Source organism: Thermogemmata fonticola (assembly GCF_013694095.1).
Taxonomy (GTDB): Bacteria; Planctomycetota; Planctomycetia; order Gemmatales; family Gemmataceae; genus Thermogemmata; species Thermogemmata fonticola.
In genome coordinates this window covers 33,770-59,553 of record NZ_JACEFB010000005.1, presented here as the reverse complement: position 1 = coordinate 59,553, position 25,784 = coordinate 33,770, and the positions used below count along the sequence as shown (strand labels likewise).

The following is a 25,784-nucleotide window of genomic DNA, read 5'->3' as shown; positions in this document are numbered from 1 at the left end:
GCGAGCTGCGGTCCCAAAAGCCTCCGCCTTCCACTCCGGGACATTCCGCGACGCTGAGATTGTGATGACGGCTTTTAGCTCTCTGAAGGCCCGCCCTCCGGGTTTTCCCGATAAGGGCGGCGGGCAAAGAGCTGATCCCACTGCGGCAGTTTCTCGGCCAATTCTTCAGGATCAAGGGTGATCAAAGTGACGTGTCCGACCTTTCGGCCTGGGCGGGCGCTTTTGCCGTAGACGTGGACGGACGCTTCCGGCGTTTGGAGGATTGCGTCCAAGGCCGGAACTGATCCGATAAAATTGTACATTACAGCGTGGTTTGTCAACATGCCGCAGGGACCGAGGGGCAAGCCGGTGATGGCGCGAATGTGGTTTTCGAATTGGCTGGTTCGAGCGCCTTCGATGGTCCAGTGGCCGGAGTTGTGCACGCGCGGGGCCATCTCATTCGCCAGCAGGCGCGGTCCATCCTGGAACCATTCGATGGCGAGCACGCCGACGTAATCAAGTTCTTCGAGGATACGGCAGGCATAATCTGCGGCCCGTTCGAACAATTCCTCGGACCCGCCCGCCGGGGCCAGGGAGCGGTGCAAGATGCCGTCGAGGTGTTGATTTTCCACCAGGGGCCAGCACTGGATTTGGCCCTCCCGGCTGCGGACGGCGAGGAGGGACAGCTCACGCTCGAAGGGGATGTACTCTTCAAGGAGGAGAGGCCGGCCGCCGAGGCGGAGCCAGGCACGCGGGCAATCTTCGGCACTTTGCAACACGACTTGCCCTTTGCCATCGTAGCCGTACATGCGGGTTTTCAGGACCGCGGGAAGGCCCACTTGACGCAGGGCGGCGTAGAAATCCGCCTCCGTTTCCACAGCACAATACTGGGGTGTGGGAATCCCCAAGCGGGTGAAAAACTCCTTCTCGGCAAGGCGTTCCTGTCCCACGGCTAAGGCGCGTGGCGGAGGATAAACCGGTTTACGCTCGGAGAGCCATTCCGCCGTGGCGACCGGGACATTCTCGAATTCGTAAGTGATCACGTCAGCCCATTGGGCCAGTTCGTAGAGTTTCTGGTAGTCGTCGTATTCACCGCGGATGTGAGGACAGACTTGAGCGGCACAGGGATCGGCAGCCGGATCGAGGACGCAACAGCGAAATCCCAAAGGATACGCGGCCAATGCCAGCATGCGCCCCAATTGTCCGCCGCCCAGGATGCCGATACGCATGGTTACAGATCAGTCGGTTCAGTGGTACCTTCGGAATGCTCCCAAGGCCGGCTGACCCCGCCGGTCAGCTCCTCATGGCTTTCATAACATGGGAGTGTCACGGAACAATGTGGGAGAAAAACGCGAAATGGCAACACCCTTGACCCTGGTCATTTTTGGCGCCTCGGGAGACCTCACGGCACGCAAACTGATTCCGGCACTGTATCAGCTCGATCTCCGCGGGCGCTTGCCGGAACAGTTGCGCGTGTTGGGGGTCTCACGTACAGCCTACACGGACGACAGCTTCCGGGAATATCTGGCGGATCGCCTGCGCGATGAAAACGGCGGCGAAGCCTTTGACCCTCTGCGTTGGACCAGTTTTGCGCAACGCCTGCACTATCTGGCGGCCGACGTGACCCAAGCGGCGGGAATTCAGGCTCTGGCCCAATGGTTGAGCCAACAGGAGGACTCCGGCGGCCAGCGCTTGTATTATCTAGCGGTGGCGCCCGAATTGTACGCCCCGCTGAGCCTCCGCTTGGGGGAGGCGGGCTTCCATCACGAAAACGGCGGTTTCCGGCGACTGGTGATCGAGAAACCCTTCGGCCAGGATCGTGCCAGTGCCGCGGCCCTCAATGCCGCCTTGCATCGCTACTGGCGGGAAGAGCAGATCTACCGCATCGACCATTATCTCGGCAAGGACACGGTGCAAAACATCCTCGTCTTTCGCTTTGCCAACACCCTCTTTGAGCCGCTGTGGAATTACCAGTACATTGATCACGTGCAGATCACCGTGGCGGAACGGGGGACGGTAGGCCGCCGGGGCGCCTATTACGACAAAGCCGGTGTTCTCCGGGACATGATGCAAAATCACATGCTGCAAATCCTGACGATGGTCGCCATTGAAGATCCGACCCGCTTTACCGCCGAGAACTTGCGCAACGAGAAGATGAAGGTCCTCGAAGCGATTGCTCCCTGGAGCGAGGCGAGGCTTTCCCAAGCCGTCGCTTTGGGCCAGTACCGGGGGTATCGCTGTGAACACGGTGTCCGTCCTGACAGCCGAACGCCCACCTACGCCGCGCTCCGGTTGGAGATCGAGAACCGGCGCTGGCGCGGGGTGCCCTTTTATCTGCGCTCCGGCAAAGGCCTCAAGAGCCGTTACAGCGAAGTGGTCATTCAATTCCGTTGCCCCTCGCACCTGATGTTTTCGCTGCCGCCGGGGGAAAAACTCCAGTGCAATCGGATTACCCTGGTGATTCAACCGAACGAGGGGATTCGCCTCAATTTTCAAACCAAAGTGCCGGATGTGGAAGGGGTGCGATTGCAACCGCGGGACTTGGCCTTCGACTATCGCCAAGCCTATGCCGATCGCACCATTCCGGAGGCCTACGAGCGATTGCTGCTCGATGCGTTGCAAGGGGATGCGGCCCTGTTCATGCGGGCGGATGAGATCGAACGGGCGTGGGAAATCCTGGACCCGATCATTGCCGCCGCGGAAGACCCCGAAGCGCCGCCGCCCGAAGAGTATCCCATCGGCTCGCAAGGTCCGACGGGGGCTGAGGCCCTTTTGCGGGCCGAAGGCCGGGAATGGACGCCGATTCCTTAGAGGGCCGTTTGACGCCGATCCTTGAGGAGGCGGTTCTCAGGGAGCGCCGATCTCCCGGAGCGGCGGCAGAGGAAAGGCGAAAGCGGCCTAACTCCGGCTTTTGCGCGCGCGGGAATCCGGCTTTCGCCCCGTGGTGTTTTGCACGCCTGTGGGGCAATCGCCGCGGAGGGGGCAGTGGCTGCATTGCGGATGATTTTCTACGCACCACTCGTGGGCCAGCAGGCTGATCAGGTCGGTGAACTCCGGCCCGCGCGCCTTGGTCACCACGTGTTCGACGGTGCCGCGGAGCGATTCCATTTGTTCGGGGTCGATCTCCTCTTCGAGGATGCCCAGCCGCTGAAGAACGCGCAGCGTGGCATCGTCCAGCGGGATGGCGTGGCCGTTGAGGAAGCGTTGAATCGCCCAGGCCACGGTATAGTCCGTCACGTCATTCTTGTAACGGGAGAGTTGCTTGGCGGCCTGTTTCAGCCCCTTTTTCTCCAGGTCTTCCAGGGAGAAGCTGTAGCGTTCCTCAAAGACTTTCTGCAACAGGCCGATGATCCGCCGTGCTCGGACTCCCGCCGCTGGCAAGGGATGCAGGGCTTCTGCCACTTCCGAGACTGTGCTGACGCGGACCTCGTTCCAGTCGATGAAAGATTTGACCAGCCGCTCGTAAGCGGCGGACGCTGCCGCGGGCGTCGTGTTTTCCCGGCAAATGGCATAAATCAGCTCTTCCAGCAAAGGCCGGCCCGACGGGCATTTCTCCACGGCGCTGGCAAACTTCTTGCGCAGAACGTTTTGGACATGCTGGAGCATCTGCTGTTTGTTTGTGATCACCGGCATGATGCACTCTCTCCCTTCCTCTGGGTATCATCCGTGCTTCCTGGGGTCGGACGGTCCGTGATTTTCTAGGCGGCGGCGTTGTCTTCGGCGTTCCCCCCTGGGGTTCGCTCCCGGTGGTGCAGCAGCGCTGGACAGTTAGCCTCTTGCCGCGGCGGAAGCCTCCCATGCGTCGGCACGGGTCCGGGATAAGGGACGGCGCGCATCAGGACGCTGGCGGGGGCAGCCGATCGGTGGCATCGCGTTCGGCCTTCGGTTCGTGGATTTCCTCGCGGGCTTCGAGGTCGTCGGGGGTCAGGGCTTCCTCATCGTTGGGGGCGGGCGGTTCCCCCTCTTGGCGCCGTTGACGTTCGGCTTGGAGCAACTGGGAGACGGCAATGCTGCGTTTGACTCCTTGGTCGAGGACGAAGTTGATCCGCGGAACATAGCGGGTGGTGAGTTGCTGGGCGACGCGGCTTTGGATGAAGCCGGTGGCGCTTTTGAGGCCGTGCATGGTCAGTTTCTGTTCCTTTTCGCTGCCCATGATGGAGACGTAGATTTTGGCGTGCTGGAGGTCGGCGGAGACTTCCACGCGTGTGACGGTGACATTTTTGACCCGTGGGTCTTTGAGTTCAAAGAGAATGGCTTTGGCAGCGGCTTCTCGGATGACTTCAGCGACGCGAGCGAGGCGGAAGGTTTTCATGGGTGCGGTCCTCCGCGGGAGGTCAGACGATCTCCGAGCCGACGCGGCTTTCCCCGCCGAGGTACTCTGCGACGGGATGGCGGCGGAGGGCTTCGGAAATTTGTTGCAGAACATGTTGCACTGCGGCCATGTCGAAGCCCACGGTGGCGAAGGCCAGGGTGGCGACTTTGACATCGTCGTGGGTGTCCACCTCGGCAGCGGAGACATTGAAGCCGTCCCGCAGGCGATCGAGGATGCTGCGCACCACTCGCCGCTTGTCCTTGAGAGTGCGAGATTCCCGGACCAGCAACCGCGCCTTGAGCGAACCGATAACCATAGCCGTGGCAAACCGAGGGAAGAGGCCCTGCCGCGGTGCTCGTGCCGTTTAGAGACTGCGTTGGCGGACCTCCACTTTGTAGGCTTCGATGACATCATCCACTTTGACGTCGTCGTAGCCGCTGATTTTCAAGCCGCATTCGAACCCTTCGCGGACTTCGCGCACATCGTCTTTGAACCGTTTGAGGCTTTCGAGGGTGGCGACTTTGTCGCTGGGGGGATAGACCACGACGCCATTGCGGATCACGCGGACGCGGGCATTGCGTTCGATCACGCCACTGGTGACGTAGCAGCCGGCCACGGTGCCGACTTTGCCCAGTTTGAACACTTGCCGGACCACGGCTCGGCCCAGGTGCACGATTTCTTCCACGGGCTTGAGGCGGCCTTCCAGAGCGGCTTTGACATCCTCGGTGAGCTTGTAGATGATGTCGTATTCGCGCAGGGCAATGCCGCGCTCTTCGGCGAGCTTGAGGGCGGCATCGTCGGCGGTGACGTTGAAGCCCAGCACCAGGGTATCGTGCGGGCTGGTCAGGGCCAGTTGCACATCGGTTTCGGTGATGGCGCCCACCGCGGCATGCAGGATGCGGACGCGGGCTTCTTCGTGCACCAGTTTTTCCAGTTCCTTGCGGATGGCTTCGATGGAGCCGCGGGCGTCGGCCTTCAAGATGACTTTCAGTTCGGTGATCTGGGCTTTGCTTTGGGCGGCGGTCAGTTCGCTCAGGTCTTTGGGGGCGACGAAGCGTGTCAAAGAGGCTTCGCGTTCTTTCTGTTCGCGGGCTTCGGCGATTTCGCGGGCTTCGGAGAGGTCTTCGGTGACGTAGAAGGGGTCATCGGCATTGGGCACGCGGTTGAGGCCGGTAATGCGGACGGGCATGCTGGGGCCGGCTTGCTGGATCGGCTGGCCCAGGTCGTTGTACATGGCACGGACCCGGCCGTAGGCGCTGCCGCAGAGCACAATGTCCCCGCGGTGGAGGGTCCCCTGTTGGATCAAGAGCGTGGCGAGGACTCCTTCATCGGCGCTCATGCAGGCTTCCAGGCAGGTCCCCGCTGCGGGCCGGTCCGGGTCCGCTTTCCACTCCTCGACCTCGGCCACGAGGATGATGGCATCGAGCAGGTCGCTGATGCCCTGGCCTGTGACGGCGCTGGTTTCGACGAAGATGACGTCGCCGCCCATGTTGTCAGGCACAAGCCCTTCCTGATAGAGTTGTCGGCGTGTGCGTTCCACATTGGCATTCGGCAGGTCGATCTTGTTGATCGCCACGATGATTTTGACGTTGGCGGCGCGCGCGTGGCTAATGGCTTCCTGGGTTTGCGGCATGACGCCATCGGTGGCGGCCACGACAATCACGGCGATGTCGGTGACATTGGCGCCGCGCGCCCGCATCTTGGTGAAGGCTTCGTGGCCCGGCGTATCCAGGAAGGTGATGTACCGCTCCTCTATGACCTCCTGGCCGTCTTTTTCGGTCAAGACTTCGCGTTTGACGGACCAGGCGCGCAGCACCTGGGTGATGCCGCCGGCTTCGCTCGCCGCCACGTCGGATTGCAGGCCGAACATCTGGCGGATCTTGTCCAGGAGGGTGGTTTTGCCGTGGTCCACGTGCCCCATGATGGTGACGATCGGCGGGCGGGGCTTGAGGCGGGCGGGATCGACGTTCTCCAGCATCTCCCGGTAGCGGCGGAGAAGCTGGTCTTCCTTGGTTTCCGGCTGTTTGGCGATGAGTTCAATATTCTTTTCCAGGGCGATGAGAGCCGCCGTATCGAAGTCCACAACAGCATTGGCGGCGTAAAGCCGTCCCGTTTCTTTGAGCAGGCGCTGGATCACCTCGTTGAGCTTCATTCCGATGGCTTCGGAGAAGCTGCGGACAGTGAGCGGCAGGGTGACTTCGACGGGTCCTTCGATTTTGCGCTGTTCTTGTTCACGGCGGGCTTTGAGAAGTCGGGCAGCCCGTGGACCGCGGCGCGACCCCCATCGTTCCTCGATGATGTCCACCTTGCCGCCGGGACCGACAATGATGGCGTGTTCGTCGATGTCGTGGCTGCGGTCTCCGCGGCCTTTCTGTCGGGCTTCCCGTCCGATGAGGCCGCCCGCTTTTTTGCGGCTGCGTTCCTCCTCGTCCTCATCCAGAAGAGCGGGTCCGCGGCCGCTGGGCCGGGAGGGCAGCCGGCCTGGCTCCGGGCGAGTCGGGGGTGCGGCGGGTTGCTGGCGGGCTAGCTCTTGCAGATTGACGCGCTGGCCGCGCGCGCTGGCCTCGCGCAGGCGGCGGATCATCTCCTCCGTCAGCTTCATCGGTTGGCCGGGACTCGGCTTGGGAGGCGCTGGAGGCCGGGACGTTCCAGGTCCGCTCCCTTTGCCCGCTGGCGGCGCAGCACCGGGTGTGCGCTGAGGGGCGATGATCTTCGGCGGCGGCGGTTGCGGGGGCCGGTTGAGCACTTCAGCCCGCCGGCTGGCTGGGGTGGTTCCCGAATCGGCTGTCGCCGGCGGGGAGGAAGTCGGCGAGACTCCCGGTGGTGCCGATTTCGGACCGCTCGGCGGCGCGGAAGAAGCGGGGGGCGAAACCGGCGGGGGAGCAGAGGGTGTGGGTCGCGGCGCTCCTGCTGGCCCACGTGTCTCCGGACCGCTGGGGGGTGCTCCTGAGTCGGTTCGTGCCGCGGACGGCCGGGGCGGGTGGAGGGTCGGAGGGCGCCCGCCGAGGGGCACATTCAGGTTGCGAATACCGCCGCTGGAAACAGAGAGGGGCGGAACCACGTTCGCCGGTATCTGTCCTGCGGCGGGCGGGGGTGTTGTGGCAACCGCTGGAGGTGGACTTGCCGTCTCACTGCCGCCGGTCGCCGAGGGGATTGAGCTGGCGGCGGGTGTGGGGCTGGGGGCGGCCGAAGCTCCCGGAGGGGAGCTGACACTGCTGGCCGCGGTCGTGGAAGCTGCCGGAGCGGAAATCTCGGAGGGGGCGGACGGCGGAGTCGTGGGGGCGGCTACGCTTCCTGCCACGGCTGCCGGAGGGGCCGGGGCTTGCCCTGCCGCCGCCGGAGCAGCCGCCGGTGCTTTCGGTGCTCCCGGAGCCGCGGGGGAAGGAGTTACGCCTCCGGGCGGAGCCGTCGCAGGAGCGGCCGTTGGAGGGGCGGCCGTGGAAGTTGCGGGAGGAGCTGAGGCGGCGGATGGACTCGGTACGGAGGGAGCTGCTGGAGCGGCGGGCGGCGCAGCCTGAGTGGAGGGAGTCGGCGGTTTCGGCCGCCGCAGCGTTGCGACTTTACCGCCTACCGGGGGGACTGTCGGAGGGATGGCCGGTTTCGGAGCCGCTGCGGGTGTGGGGATGGCGCTCGACGGGCGCTTCGGACCTTTTTTGACCCGTTCGCGCAAGGCTTCCGCCTGCTGAGGTTCCAAACCGCTCAATTGGTTCGTGATGCTCGTAAAGCCTAACTCGTGGCAAAAATCCAGCAAAGTCTTCGACTCCACGCCCAACTCCTTGGCGAGAGTGAAGACCCGAATCTTCGTCGTCTTTTCTTTGGCTTCTTTGGTGCCTTTGGTGTCTTTCTCTTTCGTTGGCGGGTTGGACAAGCGCATCTCCTTCGGGATCGAGAACCGGACGACCCCTTTTCCCTATTGTACCAGTTCCCTGTGTCCGGGTGGACACGGGTGCGTCGCCTCACACATGACAGCTTGGTAAGTGTGTAGTATTGTAATCGACCGTGCATCCTTGAAAAGGCCGGTTTGGACGGGGCGGCTCCGTTTTTACCCCGCCGCCCTCTTTTAGGAAGCCGGGAAGGCTCAGGATGCCGGTGGGGCTTCCGCCTCCTTCCGGGAAGTAACGGGTTCGGGGAGGTGGAACTCAGAGGAAACCGGCGGCCCGGTTTCACCCCCGCTGTCGCCATCTGAACCCGGAGAGGGTCCTCCGATTTCCGCATCGCTAGCCTGGGTCCGGGCGGAATCTGCCGCCGAGAGGAGGGAATCTGCCGCTTCCGCGAAGGTCTGCTCATCGGCTTCGGCCACACTCGGCGGGGTTGCCGTTTCCCCAACCGCGTATTCCCCCTCCTGCCCGGCCTCCTCTCCGGGGAGTGCAGGCGTCTCTTCGGCGTAGGATGGTGTTTCCTCAGATGTCACGGAGTCGTCAGCGGTATCGGCAGAGACCGTCGCAGGGGCGGATTGCTGTCCGTCAAGCGACACTTCCAGCGATGCGCTCGCTGGAGCTGGGAGTTGGCTTTCTCCGCCGGCGGACTCGACCGACACCGTCTCCTCCGCCCCTGCCGAGGCATAGGCCTGTTGTTCGGCGGCTTCTGTGGCGGCCCGCCGTTCCTCATCGACGCTACGCTCCATTTCCTCGGCGTACTCTTCCGCATACAGGACGACGTCTTCCGCTTGTTCGAGCGTCAGGCCGGTAAACTCGGCTAGCTCCTGGGCATCGATCAAGCTGATGTCGTTGTACGAGAGGAAGCCTTCCTCGATCAAAGCGGTGGTCAGTTCGGGGCTGGCGTGGGGGAGTTGGCCGAACCAGCGTTCGGCTCGTTCGAGGGTCTCGGCCAGTTCATCATGGGTCAGGATTTCGATGTCCCAGCCGACGAGTTTGGAAGCCAGGCGGACGTTCTGGCCGCGGCGCCCGATGGCCAGGGAAAGTTGGTCATCGGTGACCAGGACAATGGCCCGGCCCAAGCGGGGGTAGGTGAACACCTCCGAAATTTGCGCCGGTTGCAGTGCGTTGGGGATGAGGATTTGCAGCGATTCATTCCAGCGGACGATGTCGATCCGCTCGCCGTTGAGTTCATCGGTGATGTTCTTGATCCGGCTGCCGCGAACTCCAACACACGCCCCGACGCAGTCCACTTTCTGGTCGATGCTGACCACGGCCACTTTGGTGCGGTATCCTGCCTCGCGGGCAATTGCCTTGATGTCGATGATCCGTTCCTCAATCTCCGGGATTTCTTCGGTGAACAGGGCGCGGACGAAGTCCGGATGGGTGCGCGACAGGACGATTTTGACCCGCTGGCCTTGCTTGCGGACTTCCAGGATGACCGCTTTGATCCGTTCCCCCACGTGGTGGGTCTCGCCGGGGATCTGCTCGCTGCGGGGGAGGATCGCTTCCTGCTTGCCCAGGTTGACAATCGCGGTCCCGTCGTCGATCCGGGCGATTTGGCCGACCACCAGTTCCCCCTTTTTCATGGAGAATTCCTGGTAGATGGTGTCGGATTCCGCCTCCCGGATTTTCTGGATGATCATCTGCTTGGCCGATTGGGCAGCGATCCGGCCCAGGGTTTCGGGGTCGATCTCCTGGTCGCCTAAGCGCGCGATCAATTGGCCCGTGGCGGGATCGATTTGAACCAGGACGCCCTCTTCCACGCCGAAGTGGCGTTCGGCGGCCACTTGAATGGCGTGGCTGATGGCGTTGAGAATGGTCTCGCGGGGCACCTTGCGCTCGTCGTGAAGTTTCTCCACGAGTTCCAAAATTTCCCGCCCTGTGTCCCGGCGTTTGTTGGTCGTTGCCATGGGGAATGACCCTTTTTCTCGACTCGGCGGCCTTTCGGAGAACGATACTCCAACTCGTTCGCGGTATGGAAACAACAACCGGCCTGTTGACCCGCCACGCCTCGGCGTCTGGAAGCCTCCAGGGCTGGGGGGAAGCCGATTCCTCCGAGCCGCGGAAGCCTCCCGACATCCCGACGCGGCGGCGCACAGGCCGGAGCATCGTTCGGTCGTGGTGGTCTCTGAGGGTATTGTGGCTTCCCCTCGGAGAAAAAGCAAGAGGGCGCGGCTGCGCCCCCTGGAATCGCGCCTGGCGGACCGCGCAGAACCGGAACAGTTCCCCGGCGCTATCGTTTCGGCGGAGGAAGGCACGGGCTGGGCCAGCGTGCTCCTGCGCAGGGGACCGGCTCGGCCAGATTCTCCCTGCGGAGGAGGGGTGCGCCAAAGTCAATGGGCGGAGGCGGAGAAATGATCGGGAGGGCAGGGGCAGAACCGCTGCACCTGCGGAGCAGGACCTGCGGAGCAGGAAGCGGCCGCCGAGCGGTCCCACCCCGCAGAGCGAGCGATGACCAGCAGGTCTGGCGCTTGAGTTCAGGACGGGAAGTGGATGATCCGCCCGCTGGCCTGGCTTTCGTAGATGGCACAGATCAACTCGACGGAGCGTTTCCCTTCGCGCCCGTCCACCAAAGGCCGCTGCCCCTTGCGGACGGCTTCGATGAAGTCCGCCAACTGCCGCCGGTGCCCTTCGTGGCTGATGGCCTTCGGATCGGCGGCTCCGCCGCTGGCGCCGACTTTGACCGCAAAGCGGGCCTTGATCTGCCGGTCTTCCTCCGTCTCCGGGGTGAAATCCCAGCGCAACACATCATCCTGTTCGATGACGGCGGAGCCTCGGTCGCCGTGGATGGCGATCGTCTTCGGATAGCCCGGATGGACGCTGGTCGTGGCCTGGATGACCCCCAAAGCGCCGTTGCGGAAGCGGAGGATGGCCACCGCCGTGTCTTCCACTTCGATCCGCTCATGGGCCAAGGTCGCCGTGAAGCCGCAGACGCTTTCCACCGGTCCCATCAGCCACAGCAGCAGGTCGACATTGTGAATGGCTTGGTTCATCAAGGCGCCTCCGCCATCCCAGCGGCGGGTGCCTTTCCAGCCCCCCTCGTCATAGTACTGCTGCGAACGCCACCACTTGCAGGTGGTCTCCGCCAGAGTCAGGCGGCCAAATTTCTGCCTCTCCACCGCTTGCTTGAGCGCTCGATTGGCATCCCCGAAACGGGAAGGGAAGATGGTGCAGAGTTGCACCCCCGCTTGATCGCAGGCGTCGATGATCTGCTGGCAACGTTCCGGGGTAATTTCCAGCGGTTTTTCCACCACGACGTGCTTGCGGGCCTTAGCGGCACACACCGCCGGTTCCAAATGCGCGCCGCTGGCCGTGGTGACGATGACGGCATCGATCGGCTCCCGGGCGATCGCCTCTTCTAAATGGCTGTAAATCGGGCAGGGGGGAATCCCCGTCTCGGCGATCAACCGCTCCGCATTGCTGTGCTGCCGGCTCACCAGGGCGCTGATGCGGGTCTGCGGAATCTCCTGCAATGCACGAGTATGGAAGCGAGCAATCATTCCGCATCCGACAATGCAAAAGTTCATCACCTCGGACATGGCCTCCCTCCGCACAAGCTGATCGTGGTTCCGAACCGAGTCTCCATCACGCTACACACGGCGAACACCTCAGACAAGCAGGCCGCGGGGGTATTCCTCTTCCCGACAGTGCCGTTTCTCCCACTGTTGAGTCCCCGTCGGTTGCGTCAGTTGGTCTCGCTGCGCTGTTCCCGTCCCAGTCAGTCTGCCACCGGCGTCATCCGTCGTGGTTCAGGAGGCAGGGTTGCGGGTTTCCTTTGGGATTTGGGAGATACGGGGGTTTTAGCCGCCGGTTTTTCGGGGCGATTCTGGGGCGGGATCGACAGCCGAGTGGAGGGAGCAAGAGGAGTCCTGGGCGGCAGCCGAGATCGGCGGCAGGGGCTGGCGGGAGGTCACGACGGCCAAGCGTTGCCGGGTCGCAAGCGGCAGCAGTTCCTGGAGCCAGGCTTCGGCGGCGGCGCGATCCCATCCCCCATCGGCTCGGAAGGTCAACGCGGCGGTGTAAAAGGTGTGCCCGTCGAAGAGGCACCATTCCTGCACGCCGTTGCCCCAATCGATGCTCTCGCTGCGGTGGGCACTGGCCGCTTGCTCCACGACAGGCCAGCAGACCCGGATGTCGCCCGCAGGAGTGGTATGCCACTGGGCCGGCCCGCACGGCAGTGGCCGGTAATGCTCCAATTGTTGGGCCACAAAGGCGCGGGCAGCAAAGCCCCAAGACAGGGGAAAGGCAATTTCGACCAATTCGGTTTCCCGGTCAGAAGTATCCCGGAAGCGAAGAAGAACTTCGGGACGATCGACGAGCGGCTCCTGACGCAGAGCGAAACGTTGCTCTGGGGGAACGAGGCGGAGGCGAGCAATGAGGAACTCTCCCTCCACCACCCACAGGCGCTGATCCAACCGGGAACCCAGCAGGGCGGGCCAGGGGGTTGCCTCCGGGAGCCGACAGAGGCCTGGAACCGCTCCGTTCCCTTCCCAACAGCGAGAGGGAGGGGGGAGGATGTTCCCGATCAACAAATGGCGGCCCGGCAGGCTCATCGCCGGCCTCATCACGCTGTCTGGAATTTGCTCGCAGCTTTCGTAGATGAACCGATCCACACCTCCCGCCAGGCGGCGGAGTTGCTCCATATCTGGCCCCTCGCGGGCGGGGATCAGGAAGATCTGCACTTGCTCAAGCCGGTGCTGAAGGTGTTCCGCGGCCAGAGAGTCCGCCTCCCGCAACTGCCGCTGGACGTGGGCCAATTCCTGTTCCAGGTCAGGTCCCTCCGCCTGCGCCAGGGACAGATGCCGAATCAGGCGCTCGCGCTGGAGATGCAGGCGTTCATGCTCGGCGCGTTGACCGGCGAGCTGGTCTTGGATCACCTGGCGGCGACGGGACAGTTCCCGTTCCAGAAGCTGTTGGTATTCGGCCTGCCAAAGGGCGCGCAATTCCGCAAGCTCCTTCTCGGTGGCCTGCAATTCATCTTGCAAGGATGAGAAGCCGGTGGAGGCAGTCGCAAGAGGCGGGTGAGAGGGAGAAGGGGAGGCCTGGCCGGCGGAGGAAGAGGAGGAGGGGGAAGAGGAGCGGCCTAGCAGCCACTTTTTCAGCCGCGCGAACCAGCTTGTCTCCGGTCGGGGTGTGTTGGGATCAGCGGGATCCGAAGTTGCCAGGGATTGCTCCAGGCGGAGCTTCTCCTGAAGCTGGCACCGCCGCGCCTCGCACTCCTGGAGCCGTTGTTGGAGGGAGGTCAATTGGTCGTGGATCGTCTGGTACAGGGCGGAATGCTCATCCTCGGCTTCCGCTTGCAGGGTATGTTCCAGCGTGTCCAGGGTCGCGGCGAGTTCGGCCTGAAGGGTGTCGCATTGAACCAATTGCAAAGTGATCGCTTGCAGGTGCCGGAGCGATTGGAGCCGCTCTTGCAACGGGGCGCGTACTTGGGCGGTGATTTGGTTTTGTAATTCGCCCAAGGTTAGGATGTCGGGTGGGTTTTCCGCGGCTGGGGTCTGCCAGGCGTGGGTCCAGAGGAGGGGCCGCGGGGCGGACTTGGGCCATGCCCGGCCCAGTTCTAGAGCGCGGCGGAGGTCGGGCACGATGAGCCACCAGCGTTCCTGAGAACACCAGACGGCCAGGCGGCTGAGCAATTCCAGGCGCTGCGCGGCATCAGGGGCATGAATGGCGAAGACATCGGGACAGGGCCGAGCATGGCTGAAAGCGTAATAGACATCGGGCGGGAGCACCCACTCCTGCGGTAAGGGGTCAGGGGTGAAAGCCGGCCAATCGTCACCCAGCGGGTGCGAGGCGGTCTCGGAGCCGTGGCCGCCGTCTGCGCCAGCCTGAAAGGCCTCCGCGTTGTCAGGGGATGCCACGTCCGCCATCCGGATAGGGGCCAAGGATGGGGCAGACCGAGGCAGGGTCTCCATCGCATCCGCCGTTGGAGACTCCGGGACAAACGGGGGGGAATCGCTGCCATCCCAGGCCGGGGACTCCGGCTTGCGTGCGCTCATACCGGAACCCGCCGTAATTCCCCACTGGCCCAAAAACAATTCGGCTGCACGTCGCGGCGAATCGTTCCTGACCCTGCTTGAGGATCAACACCTCGGTCGGTTGGTCGGCTCATGGTGTGTTCTCACAGTCCTCGCGCGGTTGGCCCATCTCCTATGTCCAGCTTCCCGCCACCATCCTGACCAAATCCATCCCTCCTGGCTCAGTCCTGAATCCTTGACATGTAAATCATCTGTGTGGGTGTATGCCCTCGATCACGTGAACCCCTCTGCACGTCTTACAAGCTTGTGCCTGCCTCTCGTGTGGCGGCGTGTCCGCGCCCGGGCCGGAAGGGTTGGGATACCGAAACGCCCTGGTTATCCGGCACGGACCGCTCTCTTGCTGGAAAGATAACGGCTGGGGGAAACCTCCCTTGCGCGGTCCTGGCAAACAATCGGTTCACTCCTACCACTATAAACCTCGTAGAAGCCGTTTGCTATCTCTGTTGGCATTTTCCGCAAATTTTTCACAAGGGAATCGTCATTCATCCTAGCATGCAGAAGGAGTCTGTGGAGGCGGGAAGTTCGAGCCGTGGCGCGACAGGCGTCAGGGAGGGCGTGCCGAAGGGGGCGGGACTCTTGCCGGTGTAGAACTCTTCACGGCGGGGGCTTTGTCCGAGCGGCCATCCTTCAGGGGCGGACGCGCAGGATTTCCACCGCCGGGCGTGCGGTCAGAACGCGCAGGACGGGGAGCAAAGGGGCAAAGGACTTTTCCTCATGCCAGCTATCGTGGGTGATTTTGATGTGGCCGGGGCCGATCCCGCCTTCGCCTCGCGTGGCATCGAGAGGCACCCATTGCCCGGACACGTACACTTCAAACCACATGTGGTAGGCCAGGACCGGGTGTCCCTTTTTATCCGTGGCATAGATCACTCCCATGGCGGTGCGGGACGGAATGCCGACAGCGCGGCACATGGCCGCGGCCAGCATGGCGTATTCCGTGCAGTCGCCGGTCAAGTCTTTGGCGACATGGTCCGCGGTCGCCAGGGCCTGGGACAACTCGAACGCCTTCATGTTCTGGTGGACCCAACGCTCGATGGCACAGGCTTTGGTCCAAGCCTCGGCTTGGGCAGGAAGGCCGGCGGTGGCCTGAGCGGCTCGGCGCTTGACGTCGGCGTTATCCCAATTGAGGAAGAAGTTGCTTTCCAGGTATTCCTTCCCCGGCGGCGGTTCCTGGAGGTTCTCCTGCGGGCCGCGCCGCGCTTGAACGCGTAACTCAAAACTCTTCGTGACCGGATCGTAATTCTGGACCTGCTGGCGGCTGTCGCTCACAAACAGTGTTTCGGGTTCTTCCTCGCGCGGCACCTTGACCCGATAGACGATTTCCGCTTGCCCGTGCGGGTGGGGAACCGCCCGGTTCAGGGGAATGGACTGGAAGGCGAAAATTTCCACCGGCTGGGTGACGGGGGCCGTCGCCGCTTCGCGGGTGGTGCGGAGAAAGGTCAGGCGCCCGCCAAAAGCGGGGAAGTCGGTTTCCACCAGCAGGGGTTCTCGCGTCTGCGCATCGACCCAGGTGATGGACAGCGGCAATCGCACCTTGCCCAGCGGTTCCGGCTTGCTGACATAGCGGAGCAGGCGGCGCGGCGGGGTATTGGGCCAAAGGGCGCGGCTTTCTTCCCCTTCGAGAGTCACGGTGATGGTAACGACGCGGTTGACCGCCGGCAGATAACTCAGGTAACGGTGGGATTGGCCGGGCTGCAAGGAGAGGCGGCGGAATTGTTGCACTTCCCCCGCGATTCCGACGACGCCTTCCGGCCAGGGGGTATCCGTGGCACCGGCAGCCATTCCCGTGCCGCGCACTTTCAATGTCTTGCCTTCGACTGTTCCGCTGAGTGTCAGGGCCTGGTCCTTCCCCAGTCCTTGCCGCATCGAGGTCACCAGCACCTGGCCTTCCGGGGTTTCCACGCTGGATTCCTCACTCCACTGGGTCACCGTCTGGCCGAAGCGCGCGACCGTCAGCCGCAGATAGCGAGTGCCGATCAGAAATTCCTTCCCCTTGTGTTGCTGCCGTTGGACGGACCAATGAACATACCCCGCCCGTTGGCCCTCGATGGCCACCACAAACCAGTAATCCACGGGCCCGCTGTCGGCTTGAGCGGCGGTAGGGGGAGTTTGAACTGCACTGTCCTTCGGCGGAGCGGACGCGCCGGAAAGCCCGGCGGTTCCCGATGGCCGTGCTCCTGCCCCTGGGTCGGCCCCGGCTGTCTTCAGCGTGGCATTTCCCTTGTGCGGACGAATGATGATGAAGTCGCCGGGATTGAGAGACGGAGGCAGGGAAGGATCGGCCTTGGCTCCGCGACCGCCGGGAGAAATGATCAGTTTCCCTTCCACCGCGGGGGGAGCAGTCGGCACGCCAGAGGCGGGGGGAGATTGGCCCGGTGCGGGGCGGGGTGATGGACCGCCTGGTAAAGTTTGCCCGCCGGCCTCCGCGAGCCAGCAGGCCAGCCACAGACACAGCCCGCAACCTGTTATTCGGATCCCATGCGGTATCATGGCGGAGTTCCCTGCGAAGCAAGCAGCGGAGCGGCGAAATTCGCATGGCCCTGCCGACTTCTTCTCCCAGCTCCACGCAAAAAGCCGCAGCGCTATTGCTCCTCAATCCCGGCGCTCTCGTGCCGTCTTCCTCCCTTGACCATATCGGCCGCGCTACGGCTTCCACAAGAGCAACCTGGCCCGACGGCAGAGAAAAGTTCCCTCCCGGAAAAGATAGGAATGTATAAGGTAGGGATGTAGAAAGCTGGAGAGATGTAGAAGGCCTCCAAGATGCATCCCACAACCGAAGATACGTTGGGAAATGGCAAGGCGGTGAGCGACGGGCAGTAATGGTTCCTCCCTGGGGCCGAACGCCGGGGCGGCCCCCGCATGATTTCGGGAATCGCCGCTACATCGGAAAAACATCGGAACAATGCGAAAGGCAAGCGGCAGGCGAGGGTTTCGACGCCAGGCTGCCAGGAACCAGATTCGTCTGTAAGCTGGCCAGAGATTGTCCGGGGAACAATTCGGAGGTCCCACCATGACGGCGACGGACATCATTTCCCGGCTGGAGTCGGTTTTTGGACAGGCCATCATTGAGAAGAAGCTGGATGCGCTCGACCCGTATGTTGTGGTGGAGAGCCAGCACCTGGAGGCGGTGGCCCGCTATTTGCGGGATGATCCGGAGCTGCGGTTCGAGATGCTCAACGACATCACTGGGGTAGATTATCTGGAGCCAGATGCCAAGAAGGCGGCCAAGGCGGGTTTTGAGCCGCACATCGAGGTGGTCTACCATCTTTCCAGTTTTTCCTTCCCCGGCCGGCGTTTCACGCTCAAGGTGAAGCTGCCGCGTTGGAAGGACAACGTTCCCGGCCGGCTTCCTGAAGTGCCTAGCTTATGCCGCGTCTGGGCCACTGCTGACTGGCAGGAACGTGAAGTGTACGACCTCCTGGGCGTCCGCTTCCTGGGGCATCCGAACTTGTGCCGCATTCTGCTCGCGGAGGACTGGGTGGGACACCCCTTGCGCAAGGATTACGAGTACCCGTTGGAGTATCACGACATCCGCGGACGCTGACTGCTGGAAGAAACCCTTGCGATGGGTCCAGGATTATTGACCTATCATTGCCATTATCGCTGGATCAGGGGCAGATGATGCAGTCGGAAGGAGGGGCGGCACGACCCCAGGGCTTGAGCCTGGCTCCTGATTCTGGGCCGTGAGTGGCTATGATGGAGTCCTGACCGGGCAAAGCCGGGATCGGCCTGGTTCCGAGGCTAGGTTCCGAGGGGCAGAGCAGGGGGCGGTTTTTTTCCTCCAGTTCTCGCGGGAGCTTCCCATTCACATTTGGGGAAGAAACGGAGTTTACTCCTCGGCAGGGCTAGGGGTGATTCCTTGGCGCTGCCGCGGCATTACTTCCAGTCCTGGAGAGGGTGCTTGCGGTTTTTCAGGGGGAGTTCCACGAGTTGTTGGCGGCGGTGGGATTCGTAGACGGCCATGATCATTTCCAGGGCAGCACGGCCGTCGCGCAGGCTGTCTTTGGGGGGCCGGTCCTGTTCAATGGCGGCGATCAAGTCCTGGATGATCAGGATGTTGCCGTTTTCCAGGTCTTTGGTGGGGAAGGTTTCGGGCCGTCCGATGCCGTTGGTGCTGATGGGCGTCCACTTGGCCTTGGGGTGGCCGAAGATGCCGCTGGGGTCGTCGCAGAAGTAGGCGAAGGGCATGATGCCGTAACCCATGTGGATGGTGCCTTTGCTGCCGCGGATTTCCATCCAGTAGCGGGAGCCGACGCCATGCTGGGCGACGTGGGTGTAAAACTGGCCGACGGTGGGGGCCGAAAAGCCGAAGGTGGCGGTGATCTGGTCTCCGACGATTGGTCCCACCGGTTCGGTGCCCTGGCGGACATCGGCGGGGAGGGCTTTCCGCCCCTTCTGCTGAATGTAGGCAAAGGCCCAACGGGCCTCTCCGGCCAGGTGGCGCATCAGGTCGCAGGCGTGAGTGCCCAGAACCATCAGGTCCTCTCCTCCGCCGCGATGATCTTCCCGGCCATGACTGCGTAAGTACAGAATGTCTCCCAGTTGCCCCGAACGGATGAGGTCCTGGATGACCTGGAGTTTGGGGCTGTAAGCGGTCTGGTGGGCGACCGCCACATGGACGTGATGCTGGTCGCAGGCGGCGACCATCTCATCCGCTTGTTGCAAGTCTTGAGCCACCGGCTTTTCCAGGAACACATGGGCGCCGAAGCGAGCGCAAGCGATGACCATGTCCCGGTGGCAATCCGGCCAGCGCGGCGCGACGCTGACGATGTCCGGCCGCTCTTTCTCCAGCATCTGGCGGTAGTCCGCATAGGCGTTGCGCACCCGGAGGCGTTGAGCCGCGGCGGCCCGCCCCTGGTCATCCTCATCCGCCACGGCCACGATCTCCGCGCGCTCACACTTCAACCACGCCGTGTCCAGCGCGTGGCCGTAGTTGCCTTTGCCCGTCCGGCCAATGACGGCAACGCGATACTTCTTCATCGAATAGGCTCCTCTGCATCTGGGGAAAGCGGACCTGTTTCGGAAGGGAGTGCCCTGTCGATTATCGACTCTGTGCAACCGCCGGGCAAGCCATGATGACCGAACAAGCTATGAGAATCGAACAAGCTATGATGATCGAGGAAGCTATGATGAGATGAAGCTATGGTGAGATGACAGGAGGCAGCCGGAATCCGCGCCCACGACGGATCGCGGGCGGGGAGGGAGGAAGGCGGCGGTGTCGATTTCTACCTTGCGCTTACTCGTCGGGATATTTTTCCTCCTAGCGAGCGCTTTTCTGGCCCTGCGGTCCTGGATCGCCCCGGAATGGGCGGCCCGATATGATCCGCTGCGGATGAACCTGGGAGCGGCGTTTGCCCTGGTGTTTGGCTTGTTGAACCTCACGCGGTGGTATCTGAGTTGGTCCCAAAGGCGGATGCAGGCGATGCCCGTGCGCACTCCGTTGCAGCCGGACCCGTCGCTGGTGCGTCCCGAACTGCGACCGGAATTCGACTTCTCGCTCCCGCCATCCCAGACCGAGCCGCCGGATGCCGGAGACGGTCCCGATCCCACGCTGACACATCCCGCTCAGGTATCGGGACGTGCGGGGGATGCGATCAGTAACCCAGGAGGTGCCTCAGGGATCGCGGCGGATGCGGCGGATAGTACGGTGGACACATCAGCCAGACCTCGGGATGCGGCGGAGAAGCCGAAACCGACACCGGAGTCCTGATGAGCCGGGACGGCATAGGATTCCGGGGGCGATTTGACATGTTGCCCAGGGGGCGGCTTTTGGCGCTTACTGCTTGGCAGAGCCAGGGTTTGGGAAGTCAAACGGCGGTGGTCCGAGAATGAGGGCCAGGCGCGCCCCCGCCGCCGGTTCGATCTCCACCGCTTGGCCGGGTGTATGCACGCCCCAGCGGACATAGCCCAGGGCCAGGGGGGCTTGCAAGCGGGGGGAAAAGGTGCTGGACGTGAGGATGCCCACTTCCCGCTGCTGCTGAAGCAGGCGCGTGCCGGGCATCGGCGGCCCGCCTTGCAGCACCTTCACGCCCACGAACGTGCGGACCGGATGACCGGTGCGGTCCCGCGCCATGACAATCGGCTCCTGGCCGGGAAAGCAGCCTTTGGCATAACTGACCGCCTGCTCGAAATGGGGCAGGTCCAGCACGCTGCGCTCCCGGTCGTAATCGACGCCCCAGAGGGGAAACCCCGCTTCGATCCGCAGCGTCTCGAAAGCGGAAGAGGTGCCGGGTGCGGCGCCGAGGGTCTCCAGATAGCGCCGGACGGCCGCCTGGTGCTCCTGCAAGACGACGATGTCGTAGCCGGGGAATCCGAGCCGATCGAAGCGGCGGATGTGGACAGTGACGGAGCCGAGGGTCCGTTCCATGTGTCCCCACGGGGGCAAGGGCGGCACCTCGGCAGCGATGGCGGCGGCGAGAAGCGCCGTCGCTTGCGAGCCGGCCAGGTGGAATTGGGCAAAGCGGTGGGAAACATCCTGCATCTCGACCTGCTCGGCGATGAGGTAGCGATCGAGATGAGCGAGCAATTCCGGGGCGCAGCGGGGGGCGGTTTCCAGCCACAGGGCATGGCGGCCATCGCCTAAGCGGAGGTGATAAATCCACAGCGGAAAAAGGACCTTGGCGCGGGGATCGCACAAGTACGCCGGGCATCCCGCTCCCAAGGGCAAGTCCGCGACGGCATTGGTGCAGAGATTGTGCACGAATTGCGGGGCGTCGGGACCAGTCAGGAGCAATTTGCCCACAGTCGAGAGATCGAAAAGGGCCGCGTGGGACAAGACGGCGGTGTATGCGGGGTCGCCAGTTTCGGACATAAGCCGGGTCATCCTGTTCAAGTGCCGAGGCTCAAGTCTGCGAGCTAACCGTTACCATCAGTTTATGAGCGTCGGGAAGGAAGAGCACTTGGCCGCCGGCGTCCAGGAGGCGCTGGAGTTGCACAGGGGAATGCAAGGGCGTGGCGAAGAGTTCCTCGACGACCGCATCGGGGTATTGACTGGCCAGGAAGAGGCTGCAATGGAAGGCGGCCTGGGCCCAGAGTCGGCAGGCCGCCCAATCGTCGGGGCGGAGGCGTTCCAGTTGGCGTGGGGCCTGTTGGGGATCGTCGAGCGTCCGCAGGAGGCTGGCTCCCGCTCCGAGGTCCGGTGCCGCCTGAGTGAGGATGGCGATCCGTCCGCCTTTGCGGGCGACCCGCGCTGCGCTGGCCGCCGCCAGGGCCAGATCGGCGAATCGCAGCCGGCCCGTGGAACCTGTCACCGTGGCCACCACGGTATCCGCCTCCTCGGCGACGGCCGCACGCCACCGGGCATCCTGGCGGGCGATGCCTTCCTGGCAGCTTTCGGCCAAGCCCGCGATGACTTCCTGCACCTGATCGCCTTCGCCCTCGATCACCTGCACAAACAGGGGCAGGCCGAGCAGACCGACGACTTCCGCGGCTTCACTCCGCAGGGAGTCGGCTTCGGGCCGCGGCGCACTGGAACGGAAACGGCCGGCAAACGCGGAGCGGGTCTCGGCATCGGCTAAATCGGGGAAGATCGCCGTCTCGGCCCCCGCGTAGCCGGTCCGGGGATCGTAGCGCCGCCCGCTCAAAACGATCACGAAGTCGGCATCGATCAGCGTGCGGTTGAGATAGAGCCGCCGACCTCCCGCGGTGCTCGCCAAGTACGCCAGGCGGGAGCGATCCCCCGGATCATGCTGCTCCCGCTGGACCAAGCGGCAGCATTCCGGCAGGTCAGTCTGCCAATGAGTGGATGCCTGCGGCGGCGTCAGGATGGTGATCGCTTCCGAGGCGATCCCCGCCGAGTGTAAATGGCGGATCACCTCTTCCAGCAATTCCCCAATGGCGGGCAGGTCCGGGTCCAGCACGATGGCAATCCGGTCCCCCGGAGTTACGGCCTGGCGCAGAGGCACGAAGCGGCGCGGCTGCTCCAGAGCGGCGCGGATGAGTTCCGCAGGGGAACCGGCCGGCGGTGAGGGAATGGCCCGGCGCAACGGCACGCACCGCTCCGCGGCGATCTCCACACGCCAGAGCTGCTCCCCAATCCGCAATTCCACCGGCTGCCTTCCTTCGACCATGCCGCTTGCGCTCGCTGTTGCTTTCCCCCTCGGTTCGCCGATTGGGCGGGCGGAGGATCACTTGCCGTCATTATACGTATGCCTCCCGACGCCTGCGGCCCTCTTCTTTCTCTGAAGTTGTTTTGAGGACGAGGTCGGCGGCCCTCTTTTTCCCGCGATATTGTCTCATCAAGGGGCAAGGCCGCATCGGCGGCCGGACTTCGCGAGCATCGGCGAGAGCAAGCGGCCCCATTCAGGAAAAGCAGCCGTGGGGTAGAATGGAACAACCGGCGCTGGGTCAGGCGTTGTCCGGGTGAAAAGGTGCCGGTCGGGGAGGAAATAGCCATGGCGATGCTGCTACCACCGATTCATGGCAGGCTGTCGATTGCCGGGGAGTGGTCGCCGCCGCGGGACGATTTCGAGAGTCTCTCACCGGCAGATACGGCCCAGGTCGTGGGGCGCTTTCCGCAAGCCACGCCGGAGGAGGTGTCCGCCGCAGTCGCCGCGGCCCGTCAAGCCTATCCCGCCTGGCGCCGGACTAGCCGCATCCTCCGCGCCGAGTGCTTCGACCGCCTCGCTCAGCTCATCAAGCGGGACCAGGAGGCCATCGCCGAACTGATGGCCCGCGAATGCGGCAAAAACATCACGGAATGCCGGGCGGAAGTGATCGAAGGCTTGCACATGGTCCAGTACGTCTTCGGGGTCGGCCGACAAGGCATCTACGGGGATGTCGTCGCCAGTGAAATCGCAGAGAAGGATTCCTTCGTCCGCCGCAAACCCTGGGGGGTGGTCGCGGTGATCACGCCCTGGAACTTCCCCTTCGCCGTGCCGCTGTGGATGCTGGGTCCCAGCCTGCTCGAAGGGAACACGGCGGTGTTCAAGCCGAGCGAGGACACGCCCGCCGTCGGTCAGAAACTGGTGGAGTTGTTCCACGAGGCGGGCTTCCCTCCTGGTACGATCAATCTGGTCCACGGCGATGGCACGGTGGGCGAATTGCTGGTCAAAGACCCGCGCGTGCAGGTAGTCCTCTTCACAGGCAGCTACGAGGTCGGGCGGCGCATTCAGGAGCTGTCCGCGCCGCTGCCGGACCGGATCGTCGCCGCGGAAATGGGCGGCAAAAATGCCGTCATCGTCTGCCTGGATGCCCGCTTTGATCTGGCGGTCAATGCCGGGATTCTCAGCGCTTTCAAGACGACGGGGCAGCGCTGCGTGTCGGCCAGCCGCATCCTCGTTCACGAAAAACTGCTGGACCATTACGCCGAGGCTTTCGTCAGCACTGCCCGCCGCTTGCGCTTCGGCGATCCGCTCGATGAAAAAAACTTTGCCGGACCCGTCATCCATCGCGCCGCCCTGGAAAAAATCGAACGCTACAACGCGCAGGTCCGCAACACTCCCGGCGTGGAGGTCCTCCTCGACGGCGGCCCCGTCTCGCCCGCGCAAACCCCCGGATGCTACATGACCCCCTTCATCTACCGTACCCCCTGGCGCAGCGATCTCCCGGCCTTGCGGGAGGAAGTCTTCGGCCCCCATGTCGCCCTCATTCCTTTCCGCGATGACGAAGAAGCCGTCCGCATCCACAACGACGTCGAATACGGCTTGTCCCTGGCGGTCATCTCGGAAGATTACCGCCGCATCCGCTACTTCCGGGAAGAGTGTGAATACGGCATGGGGTACGTGAATCTTCCCTGCATCGGGGCGGAAGTCCATCTGCCCTTCGGCGGGGTCAAACGCAGCGGCAACGGCCATCCCTCCGCCGCCGGCTTGATCGAAGTCGTTACCCATAAAACCGCCTGGACGGTCAATCACGGCACGGAAATCAAAATGGCTCAGGGTTTATCCGCGGCCATTGAGTGAGCGGAAGTCTCAGCCGGTCTTGCTGGCTCAGCCGGTCCTGCTAGCTCCAGGGGGACGATTTGTGCCAGGGGGTTTGCCGCTCAGGCCTGACCCAGTCCGCGCCCTGCTGTCAAGCCGCCTGCACTGGCACTGGCGAGAGCCACAGGGAGCGCAAGCCCCCGAAGGGCGGTAGCAGGCCAAGCAACACCCAAGCGAGGAGTGCAGCATCATGTGGTTGTTCGATGGCCGAACGGTGCCGGATATTCAGGTGGAGCCGCCTGGTCCCAAAGCCCAGGAGTGGCTGCGGCGGGATGCGGCCAGGGTGTCGCCCTCTTACACGCGGGTTTATCCTCTGGTGGTGGAGCGGGCGAGCGGCTGCGTCGTCCAGGATGTCGATGGCAACCTGTTTTTGGACCTGACAGCGGGGATCGCCGTGACGGCGACCGGGCATTGCCATCCTCAGATCGTGGCGTCGATCCAGCGGCAGTCGGAACGGCTCATCCACATGAGCGGCACCGATTTCTACTATCCGCAGCAGGCGGAACTCGCAGAGCGTCTGGCCCGCGGGGCGCCCGGAAGCGGTCCGAAAAAAGTCTTCTTTTGCAACAGCGGGGCGGAAGCGATCGAAGCGGCGCTGAAACTGGCCCGGTGGCACACCCGCCGTCCCCGCGTGATCGCCTTGCTCGGCGCCTTCCACGGCCGGACCTACGGAGCCATGTCTCTGTCTGCGTCCAAGGCGGTCCATCGCCGCGGTTTTGCTCCCCTGGTGCCGGAAATTCACCACGTCCCCTTTCCCCGGACCTGCCCGGAGGAAGGGGGATGCAGCCGGGGCTGCCGCTGGGCCGAGGAGCTGGAGAGGACCCTCCTGCGCCGCCTGGCCCCGCCGGATGAAGTGGCCGCCATCTTCATCGAACCCATCCAGGGGGAAGGAGGATATTACCCCTGGCCGCCGGGATGCCTGCCGGCGCTGCGCCAGTGGTGCGACCGACATGGCATTCTCCTGGTGGCGGATGAAGTGCAAAGCGGCATGGGGCGCACAGGCCGGCTGTTCGCCATCGAGCATTATGGGGTGGCCCCCGACATTCTCTGCCTGGCCAAGGGGATTGCCAGCGGCCTGCCCTTGGGGGCGGTGGTGGCACGGGCCGAGATCATGGATTGGCCGCCGGGCAGTCATGCCAGCACCTTCGGAGGCAATCCCGTCGCGTGCGCCGCCGCCCTGGCCACGCTGGATTTGCTGGAGCGGGAATACCTGGCCAATGCCGCCGCACGGGGGGAACAGCTCCGCGCCGGCTTGCACGACCTCGCCTTGCGCCATCCGATTCTCCGCGAAGTCCGGGGGCTGGGCCTGATGGTGGCGGCGGACCTGCCCTCGCCGGAACTGCGCGATCGCCTCTTAGGTCTCGCTTTCCGCCGCGGACTGCTGCTGCTCGGCTGCGGAGAGGCCGCCCTGCGCTTCTGCCCGCCGCTGTGCATCACTGCCGAGCAGATCGCTACCGCCCTGCGCCTCCTCGATGAGCTGCTGCCGCAACTGGCGTGAAGTTTCCCCCCGCTGCGGTGAAGCGATCCGGTCGGGTCAGGGGGGGACCGGCATTGCCACAAGCTGCTCCAGGGGAGCGCCAGCCGCTGTTGGCAAACTCCTCTTCCTGTGCTAGTCTGCCTGTCTCTGCTTGACGCTCTCAGTCCTACACTAAAGGAT

18 protein-coding genes are annotated in these 25,784 nt (G+C 63.6%); 6 read left to right on the top strand and 12 right to left on the bottom strand.

Going from position 1 to position 25,784, the window contains the following annotated elements; translation table 11 throughout:
* Positions 1-74: 74 nt before the first annotated feature.
* Entirely contained in the window at positions 75-1,208 is a 1,134-nt protein-coding gene (locus H0921_RS08820) for a 5-(carboxyamino)imidazole ribonucleotide synthase (protein ID WP_194537703.1), read from the bottom strand.
* A gap of 127 nt (positions 1,209-1,335) precedes the next feature.
* Here H0921_RS08820 and zwf point away from each other — a divergent pair, with 127 nt between their 5' ends.
* Positions 1,336-2,790 carry a glucose-6-phosphate dehydrogenase gene (gene zwf, locus H0921_RS08815; RefSeq protein WP_194537702.1) on the top strand — a complete coding sequence of 485 codons (1,455 nt, stop codon included), beginning with the start codon at positions 1,336-1,338 and terminating at the stop codon, positions 2,788-2,790.
* A gap of 87 nt (positions 2,791-2,877) precedes the next feature.
* On the opposite strand, the gene H0921_RS08810 is transcribed toward zwf, so the two are convergent.
* The 5 genes from H0921_RS08810 to nusA form a co-directional block, all read right to left on the bottom strand.
* Positions 2,878-3,612 (bottom strand): endonuclease III domain-containing protein, encoded by a 735-nt coding sequence (locus H0921_RS08810; RefSeq protein WP_194537701.1) that lies wholly within the window; start codon positions 3,610-3,612, stop codon positions 2,878-2,880.
* 202 nt (positions 3,613-3,814) lie between these two features.
* Positions 3,815-4,291, bottom strand: a complete 477-nt coding sequence (gene rbfA, locus H0921_RS08805) for a 30S ribosome-binding factor RbfA (RefSeq protein ID WP_194537700.1) — start codon at positions 4,289-4,291, stop codon at positions 3,815-3,817.
* Between the two features lie 22 nt (positions 4,292-4,313).
* Positions 4,314-4,607, bottom strand: coding sequence for a DUF503 domain-containing protein (locus H0921_RS08800; protein ID WP_194537699.1), 294 nt, complete (start codon positions 4,605-4,607; stop codon positions 4,314-4,316).
* Between the two features lie 48 nt (positions 4,608-4,655).
* The gene (gene infB, locus H0921_RS08795) at positions 4,656-8,159 is read right to left on the bottom strand and encodes a translation initiation factor IF-2 (RefSeq protein WP_228499278.1); all 3,504 of its coding nucleotides are present in this window, start codon (positions 8,157-8,159) and stop codon (positions 4,656-4,658) included.
* A gap of 210 nt (positions 8,160-8,369) precedes the next feature.
* Complete coding sequence (nusA, locus tag H0921_RS08790; RefSeq protein WP_194537697.1) at positions 8,370-10,079, bottom strand: transcription termination factor NusA; 1,710 nt, start codon at positions 10,077-10,079, stop codon at positions 8,370-8,372.
* A gap of 208 nt (positions 10,080-10,287) precedes the next feature.
* Here nusA and H0921_RS08785 point away from each other — a divergent pair, with 208 nt between their 5' ends.
* On the top strand, positions 10,288-10,527 hold the full coding sequence (locus H0921_RS08785) for a hypothetical protein (protein ID WP_194537696.1): 240 nt from the start codon (positions 10,288-10,290) through the stop codon (positions 10,525-10,527).
* 119 nt (positions 10,528-10,646) lie between these two features.
* Here H0921_RS08785 and H0921_RS08780 read toward each other — a convergent pair whose 3' ends face one another.
* The 3 genes from H0921_RS08780 to H0921_RS08770 form a co-directional block, all read right to left on the bottom strand.
* On the bottom strand, positions 10,647-11,708 hold the full coding sequence (locus H0921_RS08780; protein ID WP_194537695.1) for a Gfo/Idh/MocA family protein: 1,062 nt from the start codon (positions 11,706-11,708) through the stop codon (positions 10,647-10,649).
* A gap of 261 nt (positions 11,709-11,969) precedes the next feature.
* Complete coding sequence (locus tag H0921_RS08775) at positions 11,970-14,168, bottom strand: coiled-coil domain-containing protein (protein ID WP_194537694.1); 2,199 nt, start codon at positions 14,166-14,168, stop codon at positions 11,970-11,972.
* A 666-nt stretch (positions 14,169-14,834) separates the two neighbouring features.
* Positions 14,835-16,697 (bottom strand): transglutaminase-like domain-containing protein, encoded by a 1,863-nt coding sequence (locus H0921_RS08770; RefSeq protein WP_228499276.1) that lies wholly within the window; start codon positions 16,695-16,697, stop codon positions 14,835-14,837.
* Between the two features lie 520 nt (positions 16,698-17,217).
* On the opposite strand from H0921_RS08770, the gene H0921_RS08765 reads away from it, so the two are divergent.
* Entirely contained in the window at positions 17,218-17,751 is a 534-nt protein-coding gene (locus H0921_RS08765) for an NADH-quinone oxidoreductase subunit C (RefSeq protein ID WP_194537693.1), read from the top strand.
* 332 nt (positions 17,752-18,083) lie between these two features.
* Here the strand turns inward: H0921_RS08765 and H0921_RS08760 are convergent, their stop codons facing one another.
* Positions 18,084-19,187 carry a Gfo/Idh/MocA family protein gene (locus H0921_RS08760; RefSeq protein ID WP_194537692.1) on the bottom strand — a complete coding sequence of 368 codons (1,104 nt, stop codon included), beginning with the start codon at positions 19,185-19,187 and terminating at the stop codon, positions 18,084-18,086.
* A gap of 235 nt (positions 19,188-19,422) precedes the next feature.
* Between H0921_RS08760 and H0921_RS08755 the strand changes: the two genes are divergently transcribed.
* The gene (locus H0921_RS08755) at positions 19,423-19,917 is read left to right on the top strand and encodes a hypothetical protein (protein WP_194537691.1); all 495 of its coding nucleotides are present in this window, start codon (positions 19,423-19,425) and stop codon (positions 19,915-19,917) included.
* Positions 19,918-19,983: 66 nt separating this feature from the next.
* Here H0921_RS08755 and H0921_RS08750 read toward each other — a convergent pair whose 3' ends face one another.
* A complete protein-coding gene (locus H0921_RS08750) occupies positions 19,984-21,018 on the bottom strand; it encodes an aminomethyl transferase family protein (protein WP_194537690.1) in 1,035 nt (344 codons plus the stop codon).
* Between the two features lie 31 nt (positions 21,019-21,049).
* Positions 21,050-22,276 (bottom strand): lactate racemase domain-containing protein, encoded by a 1,227-nt coding sequence (locus H0921_RS08745; RefSeq protein WP_194537689.1) that lies wholly within the window; start codon positions 22,274-22,276, stop codon positions 21,050-21,052.
* Positions 22,277-22,600: 324 nt separating this feature from the next.
* On the opposite strand from H0921_RS08745, the gene H0921_RS08740 reads away from it, so the two are divergent.
* Both H0921_RS08740 and H0921_RS08735 read left to right on the top strand, forming a co-directional pair.
* Entirely contained in the window at positions 22,601-24,109 is a 1,509-nt protein-coding gene (locus H0921_RS08740) for an aldehyde dehydrogenase family protein (RefSeq protein WP_228499274.1), read from the top strand.
* 208 nt (positions 24,110-24,317) lie between these two features.
* Positions 24,318-25,625 carry an acetyl ornithine aminotransferase family protein gene (locus H0921_RS08735; RefSeq protein ID WP_194537688.1) on the top strand — a complete coding sequence of 436 codons (1,308 nt, stop codon included), beginning with the start codon at positions 24,318-24,320 and terminating at the stop codon, positions 25,623-25,625.
* The last annotated feature ends 159 nt before the right edge of the window (positions 25,626-25,784 follow it).